At 65.4% G+C, this 25,131-nt stretch carries 26 protein-coding genes and 1 pseudogene; 11 read left to right on the forward strand and 16 right to left on the reverse strand.

Annotated features, from left to right (window positions below; translation table 11 throughout):
- Nucleotides 1–52: 52 nt before the first annotated feature.
- The 9 genes and pseudogenes from SBI20_RS16545 to SBI20_RS16585 form a co-directional block, all read right to left on the reverse strand.
- Nucleotides 53–733, reverse strand: a complete 681-nt coding sequence (locus SBI20_RS16545) for an HvfX family Cu-binding RiPP maturation protein (protein WP_198355610.1) — start codon at nucleotides 731–733, stop codon at nucleotides 53–55.
- The gene (locus SBI20_RS16550) at nucleotides 730–1,440 is read right to left on the reverse strand and encodes an HvfC/BufC family peptide modification chaperone (protein WP_173575247.1); all 711 of its coding nucleotides are present in this window, start codon (nucleotides 1,438–1,440) and stop codon (nucleotides 730–732) included. Before SBI20_RS16550 ends, SBI20_RS16545 begins: the two co-directional genes overlap by 4 nt.
- Complete coding sequence (locus SBI20_RS16555; protein ID WP_173575248.1) at nucleotides 1,427–2,266, reverse strand: MbnB/TglH/ChrH family RiPP precursor modification enzyme; 840 nt, start codon at nucleotides 2,264–2,266, stop codon at nucleotides 1,427–1,429. The genes SBI20_RS16550 and SBI20_RS16555 overlap by 14 nt, the downstream gene beginning before the upstream one ends.
- Complete coding sequence (locus SBI20_RS16560) at nucleotides 2,254–2,550, reverse strand: hypothetical protein (protein WP_317976209.1); 297 nt, start codon at nucleotides 2,548–2,550, stop codon at nucleotides 2,254–2,256. Before SBI20_RS16560 ends, SBI20_RS16555 begins: the two co-directional genes overlap by 13 nt.
- An 18-nt stretch (nucleotides 2,551–2,568) precedes the next feature.
- Nucleotides 2,569–3,504 carry an MBL fold metallo-hydrolase gene (locus SBI20_RS16565; protein WP_198355608.1) on the reverse strand — a complete coding sequence of 312 codons (936 nt, stop codon included), beginning with the start codon at nucleotides 3,502–3,504 and terminating at the stop codon, nucleotides 2,569–2,571.
- Between the two features lie 203 nt (nucleotides 3,505–3,707).
- The gene (locus SBI20_RS16570; protein WP_173575250.1) at nucleotides 3,708–3,824 is read right to left on the reverse strand and encodes a DUF2474 family protein; all 117 of its coding nucleotides are present in this window, start codon (nucleotides 3,822–3,824) and stop codon (nucleotides 3,708–3,710) included.
- A pseudogene (locus tag SBI20_RS16575) lies at nucleotides 3,824–3,991 on the reverse strand (cytochrome d ubiquinol oxidase subunit II); the annotation flags it as partial. The pseudogene SBI20_RS16575 and the gene SBI20_RS16570, both read right to left, overlap by 1 nt.
- Before the next feature lie 29 nt (nucleotides 3,992–4,020).
- Complete coding sequence (locus tag SBI20_RS16580; RefSeq protein WP_012077404.1) at nucleotides 4,021–7,050, reverse strand: Tn3 family transposase; 3,030 nt, start codon at nucleotides 7,048–7,050, stop codon at nucleotides 4,021–4,023.
- Nucleotides 7,047–7,640: a recombinase family protein gene (locus tag SBI20_RS16585; protein ID WP_012435588.1), complete on the reverse strand. Its 594-nt coding sequence runs from the start codon at nucleotides 7,638–7,640 to the stop codon at nucleotides 7,047–7,049. Before SBI20_RS16585 ends, SBI20_RS16580 begins: the two co-directional genes overlap by 4 nt.
- Before the next feature lie 238 nt (nucleotides 7,641–7,878).
- Between SBI20_RS16585 and SBI20_RS16590 the strand changes: the two genes are divergently transcribed.
- The 4 genes from SBI20_RS16590 to SBI20_RS16605 all read left to right on the forward strand — a co-directional run bounded on the left by SBI20_RS16590 (nucleotide 7,879) and on the right by SBI20_RS16605 (nucleotide 9,659).
- The gene (locus SBI20_RS16590; RefSeq protein ID WP_011342941.1) at nucleotides 7,879–8,157 is read left to right on the forward strand and encodes a hypothetical protein; all 279 of its coding nucleotides are present in this window, start codon (nucleotides 7,879–7,881) and stop codon (nucleotides 8,155–8,157) included.
- On the forward strand, nucleotides 8,154–8,438 hold the full coding sequence (locus SBI20_RS16595; protein WP_317976210.1) for a type II toxin-antitoxin system RelE/ParE family toxin: 285 nt from the start codon (nucleotides 8,154–8,156) through the stop codon (nucleotides 8,436–8,438). Before SBI20_RS16590 ends, SBI20_RS16595 begins: the two co-directional genes overlap by 4 nt.
- A 170-nt stretch (nucleotides 8,439–8,608) precedes the next feature.
- Nucleotides 8,609–9,169, forward strand: coding sequence for a chlorite dismutase family protein (locus SBI20_RS16600; RefSeq protein WP_011514928.1), 561 nt, complete (start codon nucleotides 8,609–8,611; stop codon nucleotides 9,167–9,169).
- A 133-nt stretch (nucleotides 9,170–9,302) separates the two neighbouring features.
- Nucleotides 9,303–9,659 carry a cupin domain-containing protein gene (locus SBI20_RS16605; protein WP_012435589.1) on the forward strand — a complete coding sequence of 119 codons (357 nt, stop codon included), beginning with the start codon at nucleotides 9,303–9,305 and terminating at the stop codon, nucleotides 9,657–9,659.
- Nucleotides 9,660–10,086: 427 nt separating this feature from the next.
- Here SBI20_RS16605 and cydB read toward each other — a convergent pair whose 3' ends face one another.
- Together cydB and SBI20_RS16615 are read right to left on the reverse strand one after the other, a co-directional pair.
- Nucleotides 10,087–10,962: a cytochrome d ubiquinol oxidase subunit II gene (gene cydB / locus SBI20_RS16610; protein ID WP_317976211.1), complete on the reverse strand. Its 876-nt coding sequence runs from the start codon at nucleotides 10,960–10,962 to the stop codon at nucleotides 10,087–10,089.
- A complete protein-coding gene (locus SBI20_RS16615; protein ID WP_317976212.1) occupies nucleotides 10,959–12,380 on the reverse strand; it encodes a cytochrome ubiquinol oxidase subunit I in 1,422 nt (473 codons plus the stop codon). The genes cydB and SBI20_RS16615 overlap by 4 nt, the downstream gene beginning before the upstream one ends.
- A 212-nt stretch (nucleotides 12,381–12,592) precedes the next feature.
- On the opposite strand from SBI20_RS16615, the gene SBI20_RS16620 reads away from it, so the two are divergent.
- Nucleotides 12,593–13,465 carry a LysR substrate-binding domain-containing protein gene (locus SBI20_RS16620; protein ID WP_198355605.1) on the forward strand — a complete coding sequence of 291 codons (873 nt, stop codon included), beginning with the start codon at nucleotides 12,593–12,595 and terminating at the stop codon, nucleotides 13,463–13,465.
- Complete coding sequence (locus tag SBI20_RS16625; protein WP_173575253.1) at nucleotides 13,462–14,625, forward strand: TDT family transporter; 1,164 nt, start codon at nucleotides 13,462–13,464, stop codon at nucleotides 14,623–14,625. The genes SBI20_RS16620 and SBI20_RS16625 overlap by 4 nt, the downstream gene beginning before the upstream one ends.
- A 259-nt stretch (nucleotides 14,626–14,884) precedes the next feature.
- Here the strand turns inward: SBI20_RS16625 and SBI20_RS16630 are convergent, their stop codons facing one another.
- From SBI20_RS16630 to SBI20_RS16650, 5 genes are read right to left on the reverse strand one after another with little or no spacing between them, the layout of a single operon-like run.
- Nucleotides 14,885–16,963 (reverse strand): heavy metal translocating P-type ATPase, encoded by a 2,079-nt coding sequence (locus tag SBI20_RS16630; protein ID WP_317976213.1) that lies wholly within the window; start codon nucleotides 16,961–16,963, stop codon nucleotides 14,885–14,887.
- A gap of 7 nt (nucleotides 16,964–16,970) precedes the next feature.
- Entirely contained in the window at nucleotides 16,971–17,999 is a 1,029-nt protein-coding gene (locus tag SBI20_RS16635) for a c-type cytochrome (RefSeq protein WP_317976214.1), read from the reverse strand.
- Complete coding sequence (locus SBI20_RS16640) at nucleotides 17,996–19,198, reverse strand: c-type cytochrome (protein ID WP_198355592.1); 1,203 nt, start codon at nucleotides 19,196–19,198, stop codon at nucleotides 17,996–17,998. Before SBI20_RS16640 ends, SBI20_RS16635 begins: the two co-directional genes overlap by 4 nt.
- Nucleotides 19,195–19,815 carry a cbb3-type cytochrome c oxidase subunit II gene (locus tag SBI20_RS16645; protein ID WP_198355591.1) on the reverse strand — a complete coding sequence of 207 codons (621 nt, stop codon included), beginning with the start codon at nucleotides 19,813–19,815 and terminating at the stop codon, nucleotides 19,195–19,197. Before SBI20_RS16645 ends, SBI20_RS16640 begins: the two co-directional genes overlap by 4 nt.
- On the reverse strand, nucleotides 19,812–21,362 hold the full coding sequence (locus tag SBI20_RS16650; protein WP_317976215.1) for a cbb3-type cytochrome c oxidase subunit I: 1,551 nt from the start codon (nucleotides 21,360–21,362) through the stop codon (nucleotides 19,812–19,814). The genes SBI20_RS16645 and SBI20_RS16650 overlap by 4 nt, the downstream gene beginning before the upstream one ends.
- A gap of 156 nt (nucleotides 21,363–21,518) precedes the next feature.
- Between SBI20_RS16650 and SBI20_RS16655 the strand changes: the two genes are divergently transcribed.
- The 5 genes from SBI20_RS16655 to SBI20_RS16675 are packed head-to-tail and all read left to right on the forward strand — an operon-like array spanning nucleotide 21,519 to nucleotide 25,093.
- A complete protein-coding gene (locus SBI20_RS16655) occupies nucleotides 21,519–22,076 on the forward strand; it encodes a DsrE family protein (RefSeq protein WP_317976216.1) in 558 nt (185 codons plus the stop codon).
- A 22-nt stretch (nucleotides 22,077–22,098) separates the two neighbouring features.
- Nucleotides 22,099–23,091, forward strand: a complete 993-nt coding sequence (locus SBI20_RS16660; protein ID WP_317976217.1) for a substrate-binding domain-containing protein — start codon at nucleotides 22,099–22,101, stop codon at nucleotides 23,089–23,091.
- Entirely contained in the window at nucleotides 23,088–23,834 is a 747-nt protein-coding gene (locus SBI20_RS16665; RefSeq protein ID WP_317976218.1) for a substrate-binding domain-containing protein, read from the forward strand. The genes SBI20_RS16660 and SBI20_RS16665 overlap by 4 nt, the downstream gene beginning before the upstream one ends.
- Nucleotides 23,835–23,849: 15 nt before the next feature.
- Nucleotides 23,850–24,344 (forward strand): chromate transporter, encoded by a 495-nt coding sequence (locus SBI20_RS16670; RefSeq protein ID WP_317976219.1) that lies wholly within the window; start codon nucleotides 23,850–23,852, stop codon nucleotides 24,342–24,344.
- An 8-nt stretch (nucleotides 24,345–24,352) separates the two neighbouring features.
- Nucleotides 24,353–25,093 carry a sulfite exporter TauE/SafE family protein gene (locus SBI20_RS16675; protein ID WP_317976220.1) on the forward strand — a complete coding sequence of 247 codons (741 nt, stop codon included), beginning with the start codon at nucleotides 24,353–24,355 and terminating at the stop codon, nucleotides 25,091–25,093.
- The last annotated feature ends 38 nt before the right edge of the window (nucleotides 25,094–25,131 follow it).

Consider the following 25,131-nt stretch of genomic DNA (forward strand, 5'->3'; position numbering starts at 1 on the left):
GTCTTGTCTCGGGAGGGGGCGCGTCGACCTATGTAGACGGCTCTTCTCCCGCTTAGATCGCCGGAGCCGGATAGCCCGTCGGTTGTGGCATCGGCGGCGAACCGGTCGGACGCACAAGCGCCGCATCATGGTAGGCAGGCAGCAACCAACCGAACAGCAGTGGTCGCCCACGTGCGATCCAATAGTCCAGGCTGAGAAACCGACCAGCGCCATAGAAGAGCAGGACGGCCAGCATGATGACATAGGTCACGGTGAACTCGATCCCATTATTCAGGATGATCGGATCGCCAAGCTTGGTGATATAGTTGAAGCGGCCAGGGAAGTTCTGCGCAAGCCACTCCATGAAAGCCTGGAAGCGCAGGGTCGACTCCGCCGTCTTGCCCGCGATCGCAGCCCAGCCATGCGACCAATGAACCGACAGCCCGGCAACCGTCATGGTCACCATCAGCGGGATCGAGATCAGCCGCGTGAAGAGGCCAAGCGCGAGACAGATGCACCCGGCCGTTTCCGTCGCGGTGGCCAGCGTCGCCATGAGCAGCGGAGCCGGCATGTTGAGCCCGCCCTGGGCTGCGGGTGCCCCGAACCATTGTACCAGCGCGGAGAAGCCCGTCAGCTTGGCATGGGCACCTTCGTAGAAGATCGGCAGCAGATAGATCCGGATCGCAAGCAGCGGCAGGAAATCGAGCAGCTGGACACGGCGGAACGCGGTATCCAGCCAGCGGAAAATCATCATCGGAAAGTGTCCTTCTGATCGGCGAGAACAAGAAGCTGGTCGGCAAGGCCTTGTTCGACCCAGTCGGACACCAGCGGTGAGAGGGAGGGTTCGACGGCTTCGGCCAGCGCTCGCGATGTCATCGTCTCTTCCTGCTCCAGGCGATCCAGCAGCAGGCAGTCGCTGACGGTCAGCGGGCGGGTAAGGACATGATGCTCGCGCGTCCGGTACACCCCGTGCGGACGCAGTCGCGCGGGTGTGAGGCTGTCGTTCGCATCGATGAGCGCGGGATCGAACGGCAGCATGACCACGCGCAGCGTAGGATTGGCCGTGACCGGCCCAGCCGCGTCGGTGCTCCCTGCGGCATCGCCCGACAGCGCCGCCGGGTCGATTTCCACCTGGAGCAACACCCATTCATATTCGACAAGGGGCATCAGCGCGGGCGGCAGCACCGGCTGCCCTTGCGCGAACAGCACGAATTCGGTGGCGATCTGGTGGAATTGCGGCCGGCTCGCGGGATGCGCGGCGACGAAGGCATCCGCCGCCGCGGCCACCACGACCTCGCCCGCCATGCGTGCCACGGCGGGGAAACTGCAACGGATGGCGTCGGCGACGTTCTCGCGCAACAATTGCCCGTACAGGTCGCGGGGATCACGCCGCGCCCGGCCGGCAAGATCGGCGATCTCGATAAGCAGCCGGTCGGGCGCCGCCACGTCAGGCGAGCGCATGAGCCGGCTCCGCCATCGCGGCCTGCACCGCCGCCACCTCCTCCGCCAGCTCGTCGAGCGAGGGTACGAAATTATCGCGCTCCAGCAGCAGCGGCCGCGCCCCGTGATGCTGCCACACCGCCCGGCCAAGCGCGGTCACCGCATCGGCGACCGGCGTGCCGTGGGTGTCGAGCAACGTGCCGTCCTCCAGCTCCAGATGCCCGGCGATATGGTAATAAACGATCGCATCGGACGGCAGCGCGGTGACGAACGCCAGCGCATCCTCGTGATGGTTGTGCGCGTTCACATAAGCGTTGTTGATGTCCAGCAGGAGGCCACAGCCCGACCGTTCGACCAGCGCAGAGACGAACTCGGCCTCCGGCATCTGGTCCGGGAAGCCGTGATAATAGGAAATGTTCTCCAGCACGAGCCGGCGCCCGGTCGCATCCTGCACCTGGTCGATGCGATCGGCCAGGTAATCGAGGTTGGACGCCCGCCGGGGCACCGGCAGCAGATCGTAGAGATAGCCGGTCTCGTCGCGCGACAGGCTGAGGTGATCGCTGTACAGGGCGATGCCGTAATCGTCGAGGAAACGCCGGACATCGGCGAGGAAATCCCGGTTCAGCTGTCGCGGATCCGCGATCGACAGGCTCAGCCCGTGCGCCACCAGCGGATAAAGGTCGGCGAGGCGGTCCAACTGGTCGCGCTTGCGCCCGCCGATCCCCAGCCAGTTCTCCGGCGCGATCTCCAGGAAATCGATGTCCCGCCGCCGGGGCTGGTCGCACAAGGGCGCGACCAGTTCCGGACGAAGGCCCACGCCGCGGGCGGTGGCACTCAGCGGCCGCATACGCCCTCGGCCAGCCGGTCCTGGCTGGTCTGGGCGACCTTGTATCCCTTGCCGCTCAGGCCGCACTGGCCGTCGCGGGCGCGGACCAGCTGGCCGCTGGGATCCTGCTTCAGCTTGGTCTGGGCATAGATCTTTTCCGTGCCGCACTTGCCGCTGGCGCATTTGCCGCCGCCGTGCGCCGCCGGGCTGGCGGTGGTGGTCGCGGCGGATGCGGCTTCTGCCGCCTGCGCCGCGCTGGCTGCCAGCGATGTGACGGCGATGCCGAGGATCAGTTCACGCTTCATGACAACAACTCCTTGGGGTCAGCGGGACAAGGGAAAACAGGACAGGTCGCGTCCCGCGGCGACCGGGCCGTGGTAGAAGCCGCGGATGATCTGGATGTTGTGATCCTTGTCGCGCAGCGACCGGCCCATGAAGTGGTCCAGCACCAGCATCCTGGGGTGCGTTGCCGCGGCGATCTTGCCCACCACGGTCGGCGGGGCGTGCAGGAAGCGCGAGGCGGCATCGGCATCGTCGTCGATCGCCGCCGGCATCATCAGGATGTCGGCACCGCGCGCGAAATCGAGGAACTCGCGCCGGCTGCCGTTCTGGTCGGCGGACAGCACGATCACCCCCTTGGGCGTGGCGATGCGAAAGGCCAGCGCGGGGACGTCGCCGTGGGGAATGCCCAGGGCAGTGATGGTCACGCCATCACCCCGCCATACCAGCGTCGGCACCGGCTTGGCGACATTGACGTCAAATGCATGGACGTCGAGCTTCAATCCCTCGCTGGCCGAGGACAGGCCCGACAGATAGGCGAACGAGCCATGACCCTTACCGAACTCGCGCTGGAAGAAGCCGGTCATGCTGGGGAAATTGGCGTTGCCCGTCGGGCCGACCAGCCTCACCGCATGGCTGTTCGCAAGGAAATAGCCGCCCTTCAGGATCGCGGGCAGATCGGCGCTGTGATCCGTGTGGAAATGCGAGATGCCGATGAAGTCGAGGTCCTCCAGCCGCGCGCCCGACTGGCCGTAGCGCAGATAGGTACCGCCGCCGGCATCGATCAGGATGCGCGCCTTGCCGTTGATCCAGATGATCGCCCCGGACGAAGCGCGCGCATCGTCGGAGATCGGCCCGCCCGAGCCGAGCAGTTGCAGCGCAACACCGCTTGTGCCGCATTGCGGGACCTCCTGCGCCATCGACGGCGATGCCATGGCAAAGGCGGCAGCCATGGGCAGGCTACGCAAGAGCTTTTTCATCAGAGGGATCCTTGATGCTCCGGGATTGGCATCGCCGAGCCGGGTTTTCACACCGGATACGGAGAGTTGCGCGGTCACGGCTGAGAGGGTTGAAACCATGACAAGGAGATGCCTCGGCCTATCAAATCAATCCAACCGTTTGGTCTGATAGTTTTGATCTCGTATTGGGATCGATTGGAGCGCTTGGAGCGCTTGGCCACCGTTTAGGCTGAACCCATCAGCCACCACCGTAGCAGTCCGGCCACCAAGCCGAGTGCGGCGACGCTCGCCAGCCAGATCGCGCCCAGCCACGCGAGACGCTGCCAGAGCGGCGCCTGCATCAGTGATACCCCTCGGCGGCAACCTTGCCGCGGAACACCCAATAGGCCCAGCCAGTATAGGCCAAAATCGTGGGAATGATGACGGCGGCGCCGACGAGCATGAACACTTGGCTCTGCGCGGGCGCGGCGGCCTGCCAGATCGTCAGGCTCTGCGGCACGATGTAGGGGTTCTAAGCCAGAACCGCCGAAATTTCCGTCATCCCAGCTCCAGCCCCGCCACGAGCGCATCCAGGTCGATCATCTTGCCGTCGCTCTGGAAGGTGTAATGCCCGTTCAGCAGGATGTGCCGCCAGGCCGCCGGCGATATCTGGGTCAGGAGAGCGTGCGCCTTGGCGTTGCCGCTCGCCTCGTACTTCATCAGCAGCCGCGAGAGGATGGCCGAGTTGTAGAAGATGACCGCGTTGGCGATCAGCCTGGCGCACTGGTTGCTGATCTCAATTTCGATGTCGGTGCGCCCGGTCAATTCCTTCTTGCCGCCGACCTGGGCGATGGTTGAGCGTAGCTGGTGATAGGACTCGATGCGGTTCTGTGAGCGGTGAACGTTGCGCTCCAGTTGCGGATCGCGCAGGTAGCGCAGCGTGTAGATGCTGCGGATGAGCTTGTCGAACTCGAACACCGCGCGCCGCGTGGGGTTCGGCGCGGTGTAGGTGCATAGCTTGCGGATCAGCGTGCCCTGCGTCATCTCCTTCAGTCCGAGCGTGGCGACAATCTGGTCGAGGTTCGGCTTCTCGCTGACTATGAGATCGCGGTCGATTCTCCCGGCCGGCCGGATCAGGCACTGATCGTACAGCGCCGGATCGTCGGCACTGTAGAGTTCCTTCAACTGATCGCCAAGGTCGGTGAAGCGCGGCTCGAAACGCAGGCCGAACCAGTGCAGGATAGCGAAGTTGGCCTTGTTGACGCTGTGCATGTCGCCGGTGATCGCGGTCGGCACGATGTCCGACGTGTTGCGATACCAGATGTCGAACACGTGATGGGCCTCGTAATCGTGCGCGCCGATCAGGTAGCCGTTGAGCGGCACGTGGTTGCACAGCAGCGTGTAGGCGACCACGCCCTTGCCGCGCCCAAAGTATTTGCGCGAGTGGCGCGCTTTCACGGTCGGCCGCTCGACGCCGAATTTCTGACCATCGACGGCACCGTACAGTGCATCGAGGTCGAACGAGTAGTACGGGAAGATCGGCAGCGCGGCGATGGCGTTGCTGATGCAGTCGTTGGCCGCGTGCAGCGTTGCGTGGCGCAGGTACTGTTGGTAGGCGCTCTCCAGCACGTGGTACGGGATGTCGCTGGTGCGTGCCATGACCTGGTTGCCGTGGTTCATCGCCTGCGCGATGATGACCGCCATCAGGCTGTCGGCGTCGGCGACCTTCTTCGCATAGCGCGGCTGCAAAGGCGTCAGCGCCGACAGGAACTGGCACTGGCCGTTGACGAAGCGGAACACGTCGGCCACGTCGCAGAACGGCAGTTGCTCGTAGAACGCCTTCTCGCGCGCCTTCTGGTTCTCGCCCTTGGGCTTGCGCCATGTCAGCTTCTGCGTGTCCTTGTCGTATTCTAGGTGCGTCAGCTTGCCCTGCTTCAGCTCGCGGTTGAAGGCCAGCCACTGAGCGCGCAGCTCGGTCGCGAGCGCATCGAGCTGGGCATCGAGTGGCTGCCGCAGGAACGGGATGTCGATCTGCGCCAGCACGGCGGCCTTCTCATCCAGCGAAACCAGCTCGTCGGAAAAATGCCGGTGCTGCAAGCTGTCGTCGAGGTAGAGTTCACCCGACTGGAAGCGCTTCCTGACCTGGCGGTACAGCCAGAACTCGTAGCGGTCGGCATGCAGGTCCGTCGGCTTGCCATCGGCATCGAAGGTCAGCAGGTACGGTCGCAAGCGTTTCGGCAGCGTGGCCGCTGGACATTCGGCGAGCGGCCGTTGCGATAGGCGCTGCTGTTTGGCGAACACGTCCTTGGCCCAGGCCAGCGCCACGAGCCACGGGCTGCCCGGATCAGTGCCAGCGAGGTCGAGCGCGACATACAGCGGCCGAAGATGGCGGCGGATGCGCTCAGCCAGGCCGTCCACCGCCTGCCAGTGCAAAGCCAGCTTGCTCACCGGCTTCACGCTCATGCGCTGCGCGGTGGTTTGCAGCGTATCGCGGGGCATGATTTTGTAGGCGCGCTGGCGCACATCGCCGAACGGCGTGGGATCGGGCACGCTGTCGTCGATGTAAAGCGACAGCAGGCGGCCGACCTGCGGTGTGTCTTGCTGACGGCGCACCTGCTCGGCGACAAAGGATTGCTTTGCGCCCGCACTGCTTTCGTCCTCCAACTGCTTCATGTGGTAGGCCATCGCATCGACCAGGTTGTCGGAAAGCTGCCGGTAGCGCACCCAGGCATAGCAAAGCAGGTAGAGGTAGGTCTGATCGGCCTTCAGGTTGCGTAGATCGTGGACGGTGTAGAAGTTCGCCAGGCTGGCGTAGTACAGCAGATTCTGCTGCGAGACGCCGAGCTTGGGCAGCAGCGCCTTGGCGATCCGGTGCAGCGGCTCCAGCGTGGCGCGCTTTTCGCGTTCGCGGGCCATCTGACGCCAGCCAAAGTCCTTGGCGTCCTGCTTGAGCGCCGCCAATTGCGACAGGGTGTCGTCACGCACTAGAAGCCGACCCAGCGCGGCCTTGGCCGATTCGTCCAACACTTCCGACAGCAGGCCAGCCAGCCGCCGACGCTCGGCGGACAGGGCTTCGCTCACCAGCTCTTGCAGGGTGGTATAGCCGGGCCGGATGATCTTGTGCTCGTTTAGCCAGACGATCAGCTCGGCGGCGATGAACCCCGGCATCACGTCGCGCCGCACGGTCTGCGCGGCCTGCTGCGCGAGCTGCGCCAGGAACTCGGCCGCCCACGGCCGGTAGCCGAACAGATCGGCAATCCACTCGCGCTGGGTGTAGTGCTCGTGCTTGGAGATTGGCTTGTGCTCGAAGGACTCGCCGTGGAAGTAGCGGCTCAGCACGAAGGCGCAATCGTGCTCGACCTCACTCCAGTCGAAGCGGAAGAAGGCATGCTTGGCCTTGAAGTAACCGATCTGCAAGATGCAATAGACCTGGGCATGGAGACCAGGCCGGCTGCTGGCGAGCGCCAGTTCGGTTTCAGTCAACGCCAAGTATTCCAGCCGCTGGGCGTCGTCGAAGTCCGGCAGGCCGTACAGGGCTTCCTGCTCGGCGTCCGACAGGACGGTCAATCGTTCGCTCTTGGTCGTCATCGCGATGACGCTCCACGAGAGCCCGTCCAACCAACCCGTGCCAGGGTCTCGATCAGCGTGGTTCGCTTGACGCCGAAGTTGCGGCACACCGCCGCCTTGGACATGCCGCCATCGAGCGCAGCGACGATGGCCTCCAGCTTCTCGCCGGTGATCGCCTGCGGCCGGCCGCCGATCCGGCCGCGTTTGCGGGCGGCAGCCAGACCGGCGACGACACGTTCCTGGATCAAGGCGCGTTCGTACTGCGCGAGCGCGCCGAACACCTGGAACAGAAACTCGCCCGAGGGCGTCGTGGTATCCAGGTTCTCCGTCAGCGAGCGGAACGCCACCTGCTTTTTCTTGAGCGAGGTCACGATGGCGAGCAAGTGCGACAACGAACGGCCGAGCCGGTCGAGCTTCCACACGACCAACACGTCGCCAGGGCGAACGAATTCGAGCGCCCGCGCCAGGCCCGCGCGGTCGTCCTTCGCGCCGGAAGCATGATCCTCGAACAGATGCCGCGCATCGACGCCGACGGCGAGCAGCGCATCGCGCTGCAAGTTCGTGCTCTGGCGGTCGGAGTCCGACGACACGCGCATGTAACCTACCAACATAAGCGGAAAACCATTAAGACGAGGTTTCCGTATGGTAGCGTCTGGCGACAGAGTTTTCCGCACAATTTTGCGGCCACTCGGAGGTTGGTGCAGAGGACCGTTGAAGGCCTGTCGAAAAACAAATGTTTTCCGACAGGCCTTGGCCTAGCGCACGCCCGCCTTGCAGCGTTCTGTGAATAGCGCTTAGTAATGACGGCGTATATACTTTGTTAGTATCAAGTGGCAGGAGGCCCCGATCATGTCAAAACAAGCCGTTTTCACGATGAAGCTGGAGCCTGAGTTGCGCGCCGAGTTTATGGCCGAAGCCGAGGCGGCCCATCGCCCGGCGTCGCAAGTGCTGCGCGAGCTGATGCGCGAGTTCGTTCAGCGCCAGCGCGAGTCGCGCGAGTACGACGAGTTCCTGCGCCGCAAGGTCGAAGCCGGCCGGGCTTCGATGCGCGCTGGATTGGGGCGGTCGAACGATGAAGTTGAGGCCGAATTCGCCGCACGGCGTGCCAGTGTGGCGAGCCAGGCGTGAGGGTTGTTTGGACGCCCGAAGCGCAGCAAGACCGTGCCGATGTGTGGGACTACATCGCAGCCGACAATCCGCGCGCGGCGGCCCGGATGGATGAGATTTTCAGCGACGCGGCCGCCCGCTTGATCCAGCACCCCATGCTGGGCAAGCCGGGAAAGATTCCCGGGACCCGCGAGTTGATCCCGCACGAAAGCTATCGCCTGGTGTATCAGATCGACGGCGAAACGGTGTGGATACTGACGCTGGTTCATACTGCCCGCCTGTTGCCGCCTGTGCGCGATTAAGATATGATCATGGCAACAATGAAACGGCGCGTTGACAGACTGCTTTCGAGCCAGACCGCGGTCGGCGGCAGGCGGCCAGTTGCGCGGAGGCGATGATGCACAAGCACGGGATCGGCAGATAGGTTCTTCGAAGCTGCAAGAGTTAAAACATTCACACATGAAAGATTGAAATGGATACACGATTATTTGCTTTCGTCGGCGCAGACATTGGCCCTTGGCGGATTGTCAGGGCCGAAACGAGAGTTGGCGAGCCCCTGCCTGAAGCCAAAAGGCTCAACGTCGTATCCGCTTCAGAGTTGCAGTCTGAAACCAATGCACCCTGGATACTTCGTGGAATAACCAGCAATGAACGATATGTCATGCGCGCAGAGAAGAATGAAATTGTAGCGAAGCAGCAAGGTCTGGCGCGCCCAGAAGCAACGTGCGGTGCGCTAATACCGATCCGGAAGAACGCAGCTTGGTGGGAGCTCACGCAAGACGAACGCCGGAGCGTTTTCGAACAGTCGAAGCACGTCCAAATCGGGCTTCAGTATTTGCCTGCAGTAGCGCGCAAGCTCCACCACTGCCGCGACCTCTCAGAGAATGAACCGTTCGATTTTCTGAATTGGTTCGAATACGCGCCAATTCATGAGGTTGAGTTCAACAGGCTGCTTTCCGAACTGCGTGCGTCAGAGGAATGGAAATACGTCGACCGAGAAGTCGATATTCGTCTTACGCAAGCACAGGTCTAACCCGCCGATGAACACGGACCCCCAACAGCGGCGCGTTGCGCCGCCGTTTCGGGCCGGTTATCGGCAACGTAGAACTCTCGGATACAGTTGTTCTGTAATAACTTCTCAAGCCAAATTGATTTTTGGAGTGGATATGGAAATGGAATCAAGAATATTTTCGGTAACAGAATATATTCGTCCGTCTGACGGCGAACCAATTCGTTCAGTGGTTCTGGAAACCAAGGACTCAGCAGTTGTTGTTTGGCATGCCCATCCTGGGCAAGAAATAACCGCTCATGTTCACCCGGACGGCCAAGATACTTGGACGGTTATCTCTGGAGAGGCTGAGTATTACCAAGGAGGCGGCAAAGTCGCTCATCTAAAGGCTGGAGATATTGCCATAGCAAAACCTGGCCAAGTGCATGGCGCTCTAAATACTAGTCCAGTGCCGTTTGTATTTGTCTCAGTGGTTGCATCTGGCAACGCGGGTTTTGCGTTGGCTGAAAAATAGTCTTTCTCAAATGTGTGCCCCAGAGAGTTCTAACCCATCCATCAACACGGACGCTGCGCGATGAAGCCGCGCCGCGCCGGCTAACTCCACGTTGAGCGTCAGCTTTCCATATGTCTGGGGGTCTGCAACGGGTCGGGTGCCGTCGCGTGCGCAGTGTCAAAGCTGACATGACTAATACATGAGATGGGCTGATGCTCGCCGTCCGGTCAGGCAGCTGCCCCCCTGCAGGACTCACAGCAGTTGTATGCCACCCGTCATCCGAGACGTCAGTCGGCCTCATCCAGACCGGAACAATCTGGACGTGACGTCCGGCTGGCATTGCCGTGATCGAAATGGCGGCTAGTGACACGACTGTTGGGTCTACCCCATCGACCGGGCGCGGGACAAGCCACGTTGATCGGCTGACGGAATTTTCGGCGGTTCCGGCTTAGAACCCCATGTAAGGATACATGCTGACCCCGAGCCCGACGAACCCGAGCAGGAATAGCCCGAGCGCGAGCAGGAATGGCAGGCGCTCGCCGCCACGTGCCAGCGAGCGGAAGAACAGCACGGCGGTGACGAGTACAAGCAGCGGCACCTGCGCCGTCACAAACACGCCGGGGACCGCGAACCAGCGCCGCCAGTAGGCATAGCTGAGGAAGGGCGTGGCGGCGCTCACTGCAGCGAGCGCGACCAGCATGGCGATCGCCAACCAGAACGCCATGCGCCGGGCATGTGCCTGACCCGACGCTTCCGTTTTCCACACCAGCCAGCATGCGCCGAGCAGCGCATAGCCGACGAGCAGCGACGCGCCGGTGAGCAGCGAAAACGGTGATAGCCAGTCGAGCCAGCCACCGGCATAGGTCCAACCGCCCGCAGCAGCATCGCTCCGCACCGAGATACCCTGAAGAATGGCGCCGAGCGCGATGCCCTGCGCTAGCGTCGCAACGACCGAGCCGATGGTGAACGCCGCGTCCCAGAGCGGGCGATGCGGCGCGTGCCGCCAGCGGAACTCGAACGCCACGCCGCGGAACACCAGCCCGAGCAGCATGGCGATAATGAGCGGGTAGGTCGCGGGCAGGATGATCGAATAGGCCAGCGGGAACGCTGCCAGGAGCCCACCACCACCCAGCACCAGCCAGGTCTCGTTGCCATCCCAAACGGGCGCGATGCTGTTCATCGCCGCATCCCGCTCCGGGCCGACCTTGAGAGTTGGAAACAGGATGCCGATGCCGAGATCAAACCCGTCCATCACCACGTAGGCGAAGATCGCGAAGGCGATGACGCAAGCCCAGGCGGTCGAGAGGTCGAGGTCGTAACTCATGCGTGCACTTCCACCTTCGGCCCGTCGGCATCGACGCCAGGCGCCGGTGTGATCCCCGCGGCGCGCACCGGCATGTGAGCGGGCTCTGGCTCGCCCGCGTCGGGCGAGCGCGCCATCAGGCGCAGGATATACCAGGTGCCTGCGCCGAAGGCGGCGAAGTAGACCAGCACGAAGGCGGTGAGTGAGGCGGCGACGGCCGGCGCGGCGAGCGGGGAGTGCGACTGGGCGGTGAGGAGATGGCCGTAGACCGTCCAGGGCTGCCGGCCGACCTCGGTCGTCACCCAGCCTGCCAGCACCGCGACGAAGCCCGAAGGCCCCATCAGGATCGCGGCGCGCTGCAACCAGCGGTTCTCGAACAGTGTCCCCCGCCAGCGCGCCCACAGGCTCCACAGGCCGAGGTCGAGCATTGCGAAGCCGAGCCCGACCATGAGGCGGAACGACCAGAACAGGATCGAGACCGGCGGCACGCGGTTCGCGGGGAAGGCGTCGAGCCCCGCCAGCGGCGCGTTCAGGTCGTGCTTGAGGATGAGCGAAGACAGCTTGGGCACCTCGATGGCATGATCCATGCGGTGGCGTGCGGGATCGGGGATGCCGAACAGAACGAGCGGCGCGCCATGCGGATGGCTGTCGAAATGCCCTTCCATCGCCGCGATCTTCGCCGGCTCATACTGGAGGGTGTTGAGCCCCTGGGTGTCGCCCGCGAAGATCTGGACCGGTGCCACCAGCGCCGCCATCCACATCGCCATCGAGAACATCTTGCGCGCGTGCGCGTCACCGGCGTCGCGCAGCAGGTGCCAAGCTCCGACCGCGCCCACCACCAGCGAGGTGGTGAGATAGGCGCCGATGACGGTGTGGACGACGCGGTAGGGGAAGCTCGGGTTGAAAATGATCGGCCACCATGAGCCGGCCGGCACGAACTGGCCCTGCGCATTGATTGCGAACCCGGCAGGGGTGTGCATCCAGCTGTTGGCATCGACAATCCAAGTGGCCGAGATCAGCGTGCCGAGTGCCACCATCGCCGTTGCGAGCAGATGAAGGCGCGGGCCGACCTTCTTCATTCCGAACAGCATGACGCCGAGGAAGCCGGCTTCGAGGAAGAAGGCGGTCAGGACCTCATAGGCCATGATCGGTCCGATCACCGGCCCGGCCTTGGCCGAGAACACCGACCAGTTGGTGCCAAACTGGTAGGACATGACGATGCCCGACACGACGCCCATCCCGAACGCCACCGCGAAGATCTTCACCCAATAGCGGAACAGGTCGAGATAGAGCTGCTTGCCCGTGCGCAGCCACAGGCTTTCCAGTACGAGCAAATAGCTCGCCAGTCCGATCGAGAAGGCCGGGAAGATGAAATGGAACGACACCGTGAACGCAAACTGCGCACGGGCGAGCACGACGGGGTCGAGCGATTGGAGCATGGGACGATGTGTCCTCCTGACTTCCAGATAGGTTGCAGGCGGCGGCAAATCACTGCGTCGGCTGAGATCATTTTGATCGGCTGACGGAACGGATTGGGCTGCCGCCTCTCGTCGCCAGCAGATCGATACGATCATGTGATTGGAACAAGCGCCACAAACGGTTGGTGTGATCGATCCTCGAAGCCTATCTCGTGGCTACAGGAGGCAACACAATGACGCTTGAGCAGCTTCGGATCTTTGTCGGCGTGGCGGAACGCGAGCACATGACGCGGGCCGCGGAGGCGCTCAACGTGACGCAGTCGGCTGCCTCTGGGGCGATCGCCGCGCTGGAGGGGCGCTACGGCGTCCCGCTGTTCCATCGCGTGGGCCGTGGCATCCAGCTGACTGAGGCAGGCCGCGGCTTCCTGGACGAGGCACGCTCCGTGCTCGGCCGCGCCGCGCATGCCGAGACGATGCTGGCCGACTATGCGGGGCTGGCGCGCGGCACGCTGAGGTTGGTCGCCAGCCAGACCATCGCCAGCTACTGGCTGCCACCGATCCTGGCGGCTTTCCATGAACGCCATCCGCAGATCGCGGTCGAGCTCGCGATCGACAACACGGAAGGCGCCGCTGCCCAGGTGCTGGATGGGGCCGCCGAATTAGGTTTCGTGGAAGGCGTAATCGACGAGCCCGCCTTGGCCGACTGGATCGTGGGGCAGGATCCGATGGTCTTGGTTAGCCGAGCGGACGTGGCCCAAGTCGACGAGGCGTGGCTCCGTGCCGCACGCTGGATCGTACGCGAGCAGGGCTCGGGCACGCGCTCCAGCTTCGAGGAGGTGCTACGTGGCCGTGGCGTCGATCCAGCAAGTCTCGATGTGACGATGACCTTGCCCTCGAACGAGGCGGTGCGGACCGCGGTAGAGGCCGGGGCAGGGGTGGCGGCGCTCTCGCGCCTCGTCGTGGCGCCCGCACTCGCGGCCGGCACGCTCGCCGAGCTGCCGTTCGTCCTACCCGACCGTCCGTTCCACGCGCTTCGCCACAAGGAACGCTACCGCACCCGGGCAGCCGACGCGTTGACCGACCTCATCAAGGAGCAGGCGAGATGACGCCCGACGACACCGGAAACCTCCAAGAAGTGAGGCGCGGTTGGCGCCCTTTGGTGCAGCTCGAACACCCGCGGGAGATGATCCGCCAGTTCACCCCCAACTGGTTCGCCGCGACCATGGGCACTGGCATCCTGGCGCTCGCCCTGCCGCAGATGCCGGGCATCGGCCCGGCGGTGAAGCCGATCGGGGAGGCACTGTGGCTGTTCAACATCGGCCTCTTCATGCTTTTCAGCGGCCTTTACGGCGCGCGCTGGCTTCTGTTCGGGCATGAGGCCAAGCGCATCTTTGGCCACAACACCGTGTCCATGTTCATCGGCACGATCCCGATGGGGCTGGCGACGATCATCAACGGCTGCCTCGCCTTCGGCATCGCCCGCTTCGGACCCGGGATCGTAGGCGTGGCGCAGGTCCTGTGGTGGTTGGACGTGGCGATGTCGCTCGCCTGCGGCGTGCTGATCCCCTACCTCATGTTCACGCGCCACGAGCACAACTTGGATGGTATGACCGCAGTGTGGCTACTGCCGGTGGTCGCGGCCGAGGTCGCCGGCGCCAGTGGCGGGCTGCTCGCGCCGCACCTGGTGGGCGCACACATGCAGATGGTGGTGCTCGCCACCTCCTACGTGCTGTGGGCCTATTCAGTGCCGGTGGCGTTCGGCATCCTCGCCATCCTGATCCTGCGCATGGCGCTGCACAAGCTGCCGCACGAGAGCATGGCGGCTTCCTCTTGGCTGGCGTTAGGACCCATCGGGACCGGTGCGCTCGGCATGCTGGTGCTGGGCGGCGATGCGCCCGCGATCCTGGCGGCAAACGGTCTGGGGCTGGTCGGCGCCGTGGCGCAGGGCCTTGGCACTGTGGCGGGGCTGCTGTTGTGGGGCTTCGGCCTGTGGTGGCTGCTGCTCGCGACGCTGATCACGATCCGCTACTGGCGGGCGGGCGTGCCGTTCAACCTCGGCTGGTGGGGCTATACTTTCCCGCTCGGCGTCTACACGGTCGCGACCTTCCGGCTCGGCACGACGCTGCACCTCGTCTTCTTCGGCGTGACCGGGACGGTGCTGACGGTGGCGCTCGCGGCGATGTGGCTGCTGGTGGGCGCCAAGACGCTGTCGGGGGCCTGGGCTGGCCGGCTATTCGTCTCGCCCTGTATCGCCACCCCGCGCTGAACCGCTCGCTTGAAGGGATCGGAACGATATGTGACGACCCTCGATATGGAAGCCGTCTTAGCCCCGCTGCAGTTGACCATTGCGTAGATGCCGAGCGGCTTTCCTGTACCGATCTCGAATGCCCCTGATCACCCCCCGACTTGACCAACACCGACGACAAGCTCTGCGGAAGAATGACTTTTTTCGAAGGCGAGTACGACGGAGCGGCGCTTTGCGCACGAATTTAGGCAGAAGCTGAACCAAAATCTTAGTTGCCTCGTCAGTTCAGGCGCATCGCGTTCATCGTCACTAGGCATGAGCTCGCGACCATCGCAGCCGCTGCGACAAGAGGGGTCATCAGGCCCAAAACCGCGAGCGGCACCGCCACGATGTTATAGCCTGTTGCGAGTACGAAATTTTGCGTAATCACGTGCTGCGTTCGCCTCGCTAGTCGCCACGCAGGCAGCACGGTCCCGATCCCGCCAACTTCAAGCACCAGCCCGGCCGTTGCGGCCGCGGCGGCATGCGCGCGCGCGACGGTGATGCCGCAATCGGCCGCTGCCAGCGCGGGCGCGTCGTTGACGCCGTCGCCGATCACGATCACTGGATGCAACACCGCAGCGACCAGCTTTGCCTTATCGAGCGGTGTGCAACCTGCCGCGACCATCGTCTGCGGCACGCCGACGCGGCCCGCCACCGACAGCGCCGCGTCCACGCCGTCTCCCGTCGCCAGCCTCACCTCGATCCCGGCCGCATGCAGCTCTGCGATGGTCGCGGGCGCTTCCTGGTCGAGCGTGTCGGCCAAGCCGATCCTACCTGCGCGCTGGCCATCGATCATCACGTCGAGCCAGGTCCGGCCATCATCGCACGCGTCATTGGCCGAACTCACAGCCACATCCCGACCACGCAGATCTACTCCACCTGCGCTTCGGTCGAAGCGGTTGCCTGCGGGTCCGTCCGCACCGTTCGCCAGGGCGCGCGCGATCGGGTGATCGATCCCGCGCTCGGCGGCCGCGGCGGCCTCGAGCAGCTCTTCCCTGGCGAACGGTGCGATCGGCTCGACCAGATCAACCCGAAGCCGAGCGAGGGTCAGCGTTCCGGTCTTGTCAAAGATCGCCGTCCGCATGCCGGCGAGCGCCTCGAGCGCGGCGGGGTCGGCGATCCGGATCCCGCGTCGTGCCGCAACGCCTGCGGCTCGAACATGCGCGAGCGGTGCGGCGATCGCCAGCGCGCAGGGGCAGATGACGATCAGCGTCGCGAGCGCACGCGTCATCGCTTCGACCAGCGAGGCTCCAAGAGCGAAAGCGATCAGGAAGGCGAGGGCCGACCAGGCCGGTGCGGCGGCAAGCAATCGCGCGATCCATTGATCGAGCGCGCGACGCGGTTCGCCGCGGCCGGCGATCTCGAGCGCGATCCGGCCGCCCATGCGGTCGATGTCGCGGTCGCCATAAGCACGGTCGACCCGCACCATCAGTCTGCGCCGCAGGTTCGTCGTTCCCGCCTGCACCCGGTCATCCGGGCCAATGGCGCTCGCCATGGCCTCCCCGGTCATGATCGAGCGATCGATAAGGCTTTCGCCCTCGACGACGACGCCATCGCCGGGGATCACTGCTCCGGCATCGATCATGATCGATGCGCCGATCGCAAGCTGCCGCAGCTCCACCGATCCACCATCCGCCAGTGCGACCGCCTGGTTCGCTGCCAGATCGTCCACCGCCGACAAGGCTTGGATCGCAGTGCGGCGGACCCGTGTCTCAATCAGACGACCCAGAAGGAGCAGCGTCACCAGCATCGTCGCGGTGTCGAAATAGACCTGCGCTTCCCCGCGAACGAGCGAAGCGGTCGAGAGCACCACCGCGCCGCTCGCGCCGGTCGCGATCAGCAGGTCGAGACCTGGCGCACGCAGCCGGATCGAGCGCCACGCCATGCGAAAGATCGCCGCGCCCGAATAGGCGAGCACGGGCAGGGCGAACAGCCCGGAGGCGAGCGCGATCCACCAGGCGACAGGGGATGCGATGTCCGGTTGGACGTAGAGAATGAGCGCCGCCCCCATCGACCACATGCCGAAGACGATCGCGACCGCGAGCCGCAGCGCCAGCCTCTGCACCTCGCGATCGAACCGCGCCGCAGTGTCGGCCAGACTCTGCCGCTCGATCAGCCGGTAGCCCGCCTCGCCGACGCGGCGGCCGATCGCCTGCGGATCGCAGCGCGCCGGGTCCCAGCGGACCAACGCGGACGCGGTGACGAAGTGGACGCCGGCGGCGACGACGCCGTCGAGAGCCGCAAGGCGCTTTTCCAGCCCGCGCGCGCATCCGGCACAGAACAGGCCATCAACGGCGAAGAGCTGGCGCTGCTCCATCCGCGCGTCAGCGCGAGGCGATTCGCGTGGGCGGGGCGGTGCCGGTTCCCAGCAGGTGGCCGTCGACCATCTTGCCGTAGAAGGTCTTTTCCTTGGCATGGAACGCCTTGGCGTTCTCCTCGACGGTGCCTTTCTGGCGCGGATCCTTGGGCCGTTCCTGGCTATCGATCCAGGCGGCGGCGTCCCACGACTGCTGGTCGCTGAGCGAATTGCCCGCGCCGAGCGGCATATTCGCCTTGATGAAACCGGCGGCATTATTGACCACCGCCATGCCGGCGCCCCAGTTGTAACTTTTCGGCCCCCACAGCGCCGGGAAGACGACCCGGCCGTTGAGGTCGGTGCGGCCCTGTCCATCGGCACCGTGGCAGGCCGCGCAATGCTGGGCATAAACCGCCTGGCCACGGCTGCGATCGTAGCCGAGCGCGGTCAGCTTGAGCTTTACGAAACCCGCGCCCTTCAGCTTGGTGTCGGTGGGCGCACCCTTCGCGAGCCAATGGAAATAGGTCTGGAGATCGGCATAGACCGGATCGCCGGGCTTGGGCGGTCCGCCGCTCGGACTGTCCTGCGCGTTCATCGAATAGCTGAAGCAGCCCTTCAGCCGGTCTTCCATGGTGTTGATCTTCCCGTTCTTGGACCGGTACTGGGGGTAGCTGACCCACGCCGCCCACATCGGTGCCGAGTTGGTCTTGCGCCCGCCGTCGAGGTGGCAATTGCGACAGGCAAGGCCGTTGCCGACGAACTGCGATGCCTGCGTACCGGTATTCTCGAAGATCGCGAGCCCGTGGCGGATCGCGTCGCCTTCAGGACCGCCGGGGATCTTGCTCATCGGTGGTGGCGTGAAGCTGACCGGCGTGCCCGGCGCCGATACGGCGGCATCGGGCGTGGGCGCATGGTGGAACTCGTCGCGGATGAGCACCGCGAAGACGAACAGCGTTACGCCGCCACCAAGGGCGTAGAGGCCGCGGCGAGTGGTCCGCGCACGATCATGATCACGCGGCGGCTCGCTGCTGGCGGGATCGCGGGACTCGTCCATCATCTCTCCTTCCTCGCTGTGGCAACTCCGGCCGGCGTCGGCGGAAGCGTCGCCAGATAATCGGCGACGGCCCGCCGGTCGGCGTCGTTCAACCGTTTGGCGATCGGGGTCATCAGGTTGGCGTTCTTGCCGAGCGCCGCGATCGCTGCGACCCGTCCGGCCGCATAGCCCGGATGCTGTGCGGCGATCGCCGGGAACGAAGGGGCGACGCCAAATCCGGAAGATCCGTGACACGAGAAGCAGGAGGGGATTTGCGCGCGATCGTCACCGAGCAGAGCCAGCGTTGCCCCGCGCCCGATATCGCCGCCGAGCGAAGGACGGGCGTTCGAGGGCGTCGCAAGGCCGGCATAGTAGTGGGCGAGCGCCGCACGCTCAGCCGGAGCGAGCTGCCGCGACACGGTGTACATGGAGTCGTTCGCGCGCGCGCCGCTCGCGAAGTTGGTCAGCTGCGCCGCGATATAGTCGGCCGGCAGCCCGGCCAGCCGCGGCACACCATCGCGCCCTTCGCCTGCCATGCCGTGGCACGAGGCGCAGGACCAGCCACCGCGGACGCCGTTGAAGGCGATTCTCATCGCCAACGCCTGGTCCGGCGCGGGAGGCGCGATGGGGTTGGACGGCTGCGCCCCCATTGCTGGCACCATCTGAGCGACGTCGGCACCGCCCTGCCAGGGCCCGGCCCTGTTGGCGGTGGCGGCGCGTTCCCGGGCGACGAAGGCGGCATCGAGCGTCGGTCCTCGAGAACCCCAGGTCCGGCGAACATAGCTGGCGAGCCGTGCGAGTTGCGCGTCGTCGAGGACGCTCGCGAACGCGGGCATATGACCGTCATAGGTCTTGCCCTCGATCGCGATCGGCCCGGTGATGCCGTGGAGCAGGATCTGGACGATCGCGTGCGGGTCGGCTGCAACGACAGGCGAACCCGAGAGCGGCGGGACCGCGCCGGCGATGCCGCCGCCGTCGCCCTGGTGGCAGGTCGAGCAGCGCTCGGCGAACAGCAGCGCTCCCGGCGCGTCCTGCTGCGCGAGCGTCTGGCGGGCCTGCGCGATGCGGGCGGTATCGCTGCGACGATGCGCCGCGCTGTCCTGCAACAGCGTCATCGCGCCCCACAGCACCAAGGCGATCGCGATCCAGTAGACCGGGAGCGGGATGCGGCGGCGGGGCTCGTAGGGCTCGAACCGCTCGTCCTCGGGCGGCGGCGCGGTCACTTGCCCACCTGCCCCACGGCATAGCCGTCGTCGCGGATCGCCTTGGCCGGCGCGGGATAGGTGTGGTCGAGCGAGAGGAGGTAGGCGACGAGCTCGCGCGCCGCCGGCTTGGCGACGACGACCTTGCCCACGATGCGCGCCTTGGGCGGCAGCCAGACGACGACGTCGCCGGGAGCCGCCCGATCCTTCACCTCGAAGAGGAAAGGATAGGCCGGCATGATGCTCCACGGCGAGACGGCGCGAGGTTGGTACAGGTGAGTCAGCTGCCAGGAGGCACTCGGCAGGCGCGCGCCGACGTTGAACAGGTCGGGCCCGGTCCGCATCGTGCCCATCAGGTGCGGATAGTCGTGCGCATAGTCGGCGGCGACCGAGGGGCGACCCCAGCCGCGCTCGGCGTCGGGCGCCTGGTCGGGGGTGCGCGGCTGCTGGCTGTGGCAGTAGACGCAGCCCATCGATACGTAGACCTCGCGTCCGCGAAGCTGCTCGGCGGTGTATGGCTGCAGGCCGGCCGCGGGCACCTCCCGGCCGATCTGCAGCTTGGGGCCGACCACCAGCATCAGCGTCGCGAAGGCGAGGATGACCATCGACAGGATGACGAGCGGGACGGCGCGGTTCATGCCGCGACCGCCGCACGCGAGGCCGAGCGGGGCAGGAGGATGGCGGCGACGTTGATCGCGAACAGGAAGTGGCCGAGCGTCATGATCGCACCGCCGAGCGAGCGGCCCTCGAGGAACGGCTTCAGCAGGATCACGCTCGCCGAGAAGGGGCGCGAGGCGTCAAGCATCGCCTCGCCTTCGAGCCAGCCGCCGATCGTCAGCGCCGTGAAATAGAGCGCGAAGCCCACGACCACGCACCAGAAGTGCGCCGCGATCAGCCCCGGCCACGGCCATGGTCGCCCGGTGATCCGCGGCATCATGTAGTAGACACCGCCGAACATGATGAAGCTGGCAAAGCCATAGGCGCCGAGATGGGCATGGCCGATCGTGAACTGGGTGAAGTGCGTGACGGTGTTGATCGAGCGCAGCGCCTCCAGCGATCCCTCGAACGAGGCGAGCGTGTACATGACCGCGCCGAGCGACACGAAGCGCAGCGGCAACGAGGCGCGGAACGCCCACAAGTTCCGCGCGACGACGACGTGCTGGTTGATGGCGACCGCGAGCACAGGCACGAACATCATCACGCTCTGCACGACCGAGAGCGTCACGACCCAGGTCGGCACGGGGCCGCCGATCAGGTGGTGGATGCCGACCTGGCTGTAGAACAGCGCCAGCGCCCAAAAGCCGAGCAGCGAGAGCGCATAGGAATAGACCGGCTTGCCGATGATCTTGGGGATGAAATAATAGGCCGCGCCGAGCCCGAGCGGGGTCAGCCACAGGCCGAGCACGTTGTGCGCGAACCACCAGTTGACCGTGGCCTGCTCGGCCCCGACGAAGACGTAGGGGATGTTGGCGATGATGAAGAGAGCCGGAAACCACATCATCGCGGCGAGGTAATACCAGCCCGAGACGTAGATATGCTCGACCTCGCGCGAGAAGGCCGTGCGCAGCAGCGGAAAGACCGTGAGCGCGCCGCCGACCGCGAGCAGCCCGTCGATCTGCCACGGGATCTCCAGCCATTCCTCGCCGTCGTTCCATCCGCTGGCAATCGCGATCAGCCCGGCGACGAGGCCGATGTTCCACAGCGCCGCGCCCCAGGTGACGAACCCCGCCGATCGCAGTGGCGTCCGGAACAGGCGCGGCGTGATCCAGGTCGCGGTGGCGATGCCCGCCAGCGACAGCCAACCATAAATGACGAGGGTGAGGTGGAGCGTGCGGAGCCGCCCGAAGGTCAGCGCCGCGCTGCCGTCGAGCCAGTCGGGCATGTGAAGCTTGAGCGATGCGATCAGGCCGAAGACCGAGCCCAGCACCAGCCACAGCACCGCGGCGACGAGCAGGAGGGTGACGGGTCGCGCCGTCGACGCATCGATCGCTGTACGCTCGCGGTCGATCGCCTCGCCCGACACGGTCGGATCGTCGAGTTCGCCTTCCTCGTCCTCGTGGAAGATCACCCGCGCCTGGCGCTGGCCGAAGGCGAACTGGCCGCTCGAGATCGCCCAGATCAGCGCCGCCAGCCCCGCCACCGAGACGAGGAAGCTAATCGTCAGGAAGAGGCCGATGGTCAGCACGTGAGGTCGACGATCCTTTCGAGGGTGACTGAACGCTAGCCGCGCAACCAGCGCGGCGTCCAATCATGATTTTCGATCGGAACGGTCGCCAGAAGCTGTTGGTATTCAACGGGAGCGAAGCATAGCTTCGCGAACAAGAGACAACAGGAGGCGTCGATGAGGACGATGATGAAGACGATGATGGCGGGGGCGCTGCTGGCGTCCGCGGGGACGGCGATGGCAGCTGACATGCCGCCGGGGTTCTGGACGACGCCGACGATCCAGGGCTACGGCAAGATCCATTATCTGGCGAACGCGGCCTACAAGCCCGACCCCAAGCAGACCTACCGCATCGTCTTCGCGGTGACGCAGGGCGCAAAGTCACCCGGCGACGTCAACGCCTCGCTCGATCACGTCGCGCGGACGGTCAACCTGTACGTTGCGGCCGGCGTGCCGCTCGATCACCTGAAGTTCGTCGCGATCACCTACGGTCCGGCGACGCCACTGACGCTCGACGACGCGCAATATCGCGCCAAGTTCGGCGTCGCCAATCCCAACCTTCCGCTGATCGCGGAGCTTCGCAAGGCGGGGGTCGACGTCGCCGTCTGCGCTCAGGCGGTCGCCGAGCACGACTTCCAGTACGACTGGGTCGACAAGCGGGTGACGCTCGCGCTGTCGGGTCTCACCACCGTTACCACGCTGGAGCATCAGGGCTACGACCTGATGCAACTGTGACCTTCGACCAGGGAGACAATCAATGGCAAGCACATGGCGCGCGGCGATCGCCGCGCTGGCGCTGACGGCCGCGACTGGCGTTCCGGCGATGGCGCAGGACAAGAAGGTGGAGAGCGTAACCGACCTCGGCGTTTATCCGCCGTGGCAGGAAGGGCGCAACGACGACGCGGTCGATCGCGGCTTCGGCTTCACGATCGCGGACGCCGACAATCTCGCCGACTTCCACGGCAATCCCCAGAACCCGCTGCTGTCGCTCTACGTCGGCGGCAATTATTTCTTCGCGATGGCGCCGCTGGTCGCCGCGTTCGAGGCGAAATATCCCGAGTATCGCGGGCGGCTGTATTGGGAGACGATCCCGCCGGGGCTGCTGGTCCGCCAGATGCAGGCGGGTGGTACCGTCACCGTCGGCAACATGACGTGGACGGTGAAGCCCGACGTCTATCTCGCCGGCGAGAAGGCGGTCGAGAAGCAGATCGAGGCGGGGCTGCTCCAGGGGCCGGTCGTTCCCTACGCCACCAACACGCTCGCGATCATGGTGCCCAAGGGCAACCCGGCGGGCATCAAGGGGCTCGCCGATCTGGGGCGGCCCGGCGTCAAGCTCGCCATGCCCAACCCCGAGTTCGAGGGGATCGCCCGGCAGATCGAGGCGTCGCTGACCAAGGCGGGAGGCGCGTCGCTCGCCGACGCCGTCTATAAGACCAAGGTCCAGGACGGCTCTACCCAGCTCACCCACATCCACCACCGGCAGACGCCGCTCTGGCTGATGCAAGGCAAGGCCCAGGCCGGGGTGACATGGCAATCGGAGGTCGAGTTCCAGAAGCAGGCGGGACACCCCATTGAGGGCGTCGATATTCCCGCGGCCGACAACACCACCGCGATCTACGCCGGCGCCGTGGCGAAGAATGCGGCTCACCCCGAGGCAGCGCGCCGGTGGCTAGCCTTCGTGCGCTCGCCCGAAGGGCTGGCGATCTTCGAACGCTACGGGTTCAAGCCATATACCGGAGCAGCGAAGTGAAAGCGGCGCTGCTCGCGGCGGTGACGATGCTCGGAATGGGCCCGCCGGCGTTGGCCGAGACGATCCACGTCTACGGCCCCGGTGGTCCCGCCCCGGCGATGAAGGAGGCGGCGGCGACCTTTGGCAAGGTCAACGGCGTCGAGGTGATCATCACCGCCGGTCCGACCCCGCAATGGTCCAACGCGATGAAGACGGACGGCGACATCGTCTATAGCGGCTCAGAGGTCATGATGAGCGACTTCGTGTCGACCTTCGACGGCCTCGTGCTGCCCGATACGGTCACGCCGCTCTATCTGCGTCCGGCGGGCATCCTGGTCCGTCCCGGCAACCCCAAGCATATCGGGGGTTTTGCCGATCTGTTGAAGCCAGGAATCAGGATCGCGGTCGTCGACGGCGCCGGGCAGCAGGGCATGTGGGAGGACATTGCTGGCCGCAACGGCGACATCGCGACGGTCAAGGCGTTCCGTCGCAACATCGTGCTCTATGGCAAGAACACCGCGCTGGCGCTCAAGGGCTGGAAGGCCGACCCGACGATCGACGCGTGGGTGACCTTTCCGATCTGGGCAAAGGCAAATCCCGGTGTCGCCGACGTGGTGCCGCTGGACGCGAACCGGCTCGTCTACCGGGATGCGGGCGTCGCGCTGACGACGCGCGGGCAGGGCAAAGCCGGCGCACAGGCATTCGTCCGATTCCTTGCTGGGCCGCAAGGGGCTGCTATCTTCCGGAAGTGGGGCTGGCAGTAAGGCCGTGTCGTCTCGATGGACGCGCGCGATCAGCCGATCCGCGCGAATATCGCGGCTCCGCTGAGATCCGCAACTCATCACGTCCTCACCGACAAGCAGCTCAACGAAGCCGTCGTCATCACGCGCAGCTCGCCCGGCCCGGTCGGGCTCTATGTGGTCAGCGTCGGCTATTTCGTGGCCGGCATCCCGGGCGCCATCGCCGGATGGCTGGCGATGGTGACGCCGGCGGGACTCATCATCCCGCGGGTCCACCTCGTCGGCCGGCGCATGGAGCATCCCCGCGTGCGCTCGGTCCTCCAGACCGTGGTGATCGCCAGCGCCGGGCTGCTGCTCGCCGCTGCCATCCCGCTCGCCAGGGACGGGCTGACCGATCCGGTCACGATCGTCATCGCCGTCGTCAGCCTGGCGCTGCTGTTCGCCACCAAGCTCGACACGCTCTGGATCATCCTCGGCGCGGCAATGACGTCGCTGACTACCTCGGCGATCGGCGCCGTTCCTCTCCTCCATTAGGCGATCCGTTGGACACCTATACCCTGCTCGCGATCTGCGCCCTGCTCGGGCTCGGCGCTCTCCTCTACACCTCGGTCGGACACGCCGGGGCGTCCGCCTACATAGCCATCATGGCGCTGTTCAGCCTCGCCCCGGCGACAATCCGACCGGCCGCGCTGGTCCTCAACATCATGGTCGCCTCGTTCACCTCGTGGCGGTTCATCCGCGCCGGCCAATTCGATGGGCGACGCCTTCTTCCCTTTCTGATCGGCTCCCTGCCGCTCGCTTTCATCGGCGGGCGCATCACCTTGCCGGGCGCGACCTACCGGCCGCTGATCGGTATCGTCCTCCTGATCGCCGGTGTGCGACTGCTCTGGCCACGACCGATGAAGCGGCAGGACGAAATCACGACACCGCCGCCTGCTGCCGGGGTCGCGAGCGGCGCCGCGATCGGGCTGCTCTCCGGGCTGACCGGCACCGGAGGCGGCATCTTTCTCAGCCCGCTGCTCATCATGGCGGGCTGGTCGAGCGCGCGGATGGCAAGCGGCATCGCAGCCGTGTTCATCCTGGCGAACTCGATTGCCGGCCTCGCCGGCAACCTGTCGAGCGTCGGACACCTGCCGCCCGAATTACCTTGGTTCATGGTGTCGGTTGCGATTGGCGCGGTGATCGGCACATCGCTGGGGGTGACACGCCTGCCTGCACATCGCCTTCTGCAGGCGCTCGGTGTCGTATTGCTGGTTGCGGCGGGGAAGCTGATCCTGACCTGATGGAGCGCGATCAGGGCGCCAATGATCGCCCTCAAGGA

The sequence above is a fragment of the Novosphingobium sp. IK01 genome, assembly GCF_033242265.1.
Taxonomy (GTDB): Bacteria; Pseudomonadota; Alphaproteobacteria; order Sphingomonadales; family Sphingomonadaceae; genus Novosphingobium; species Novosphingobium pituita.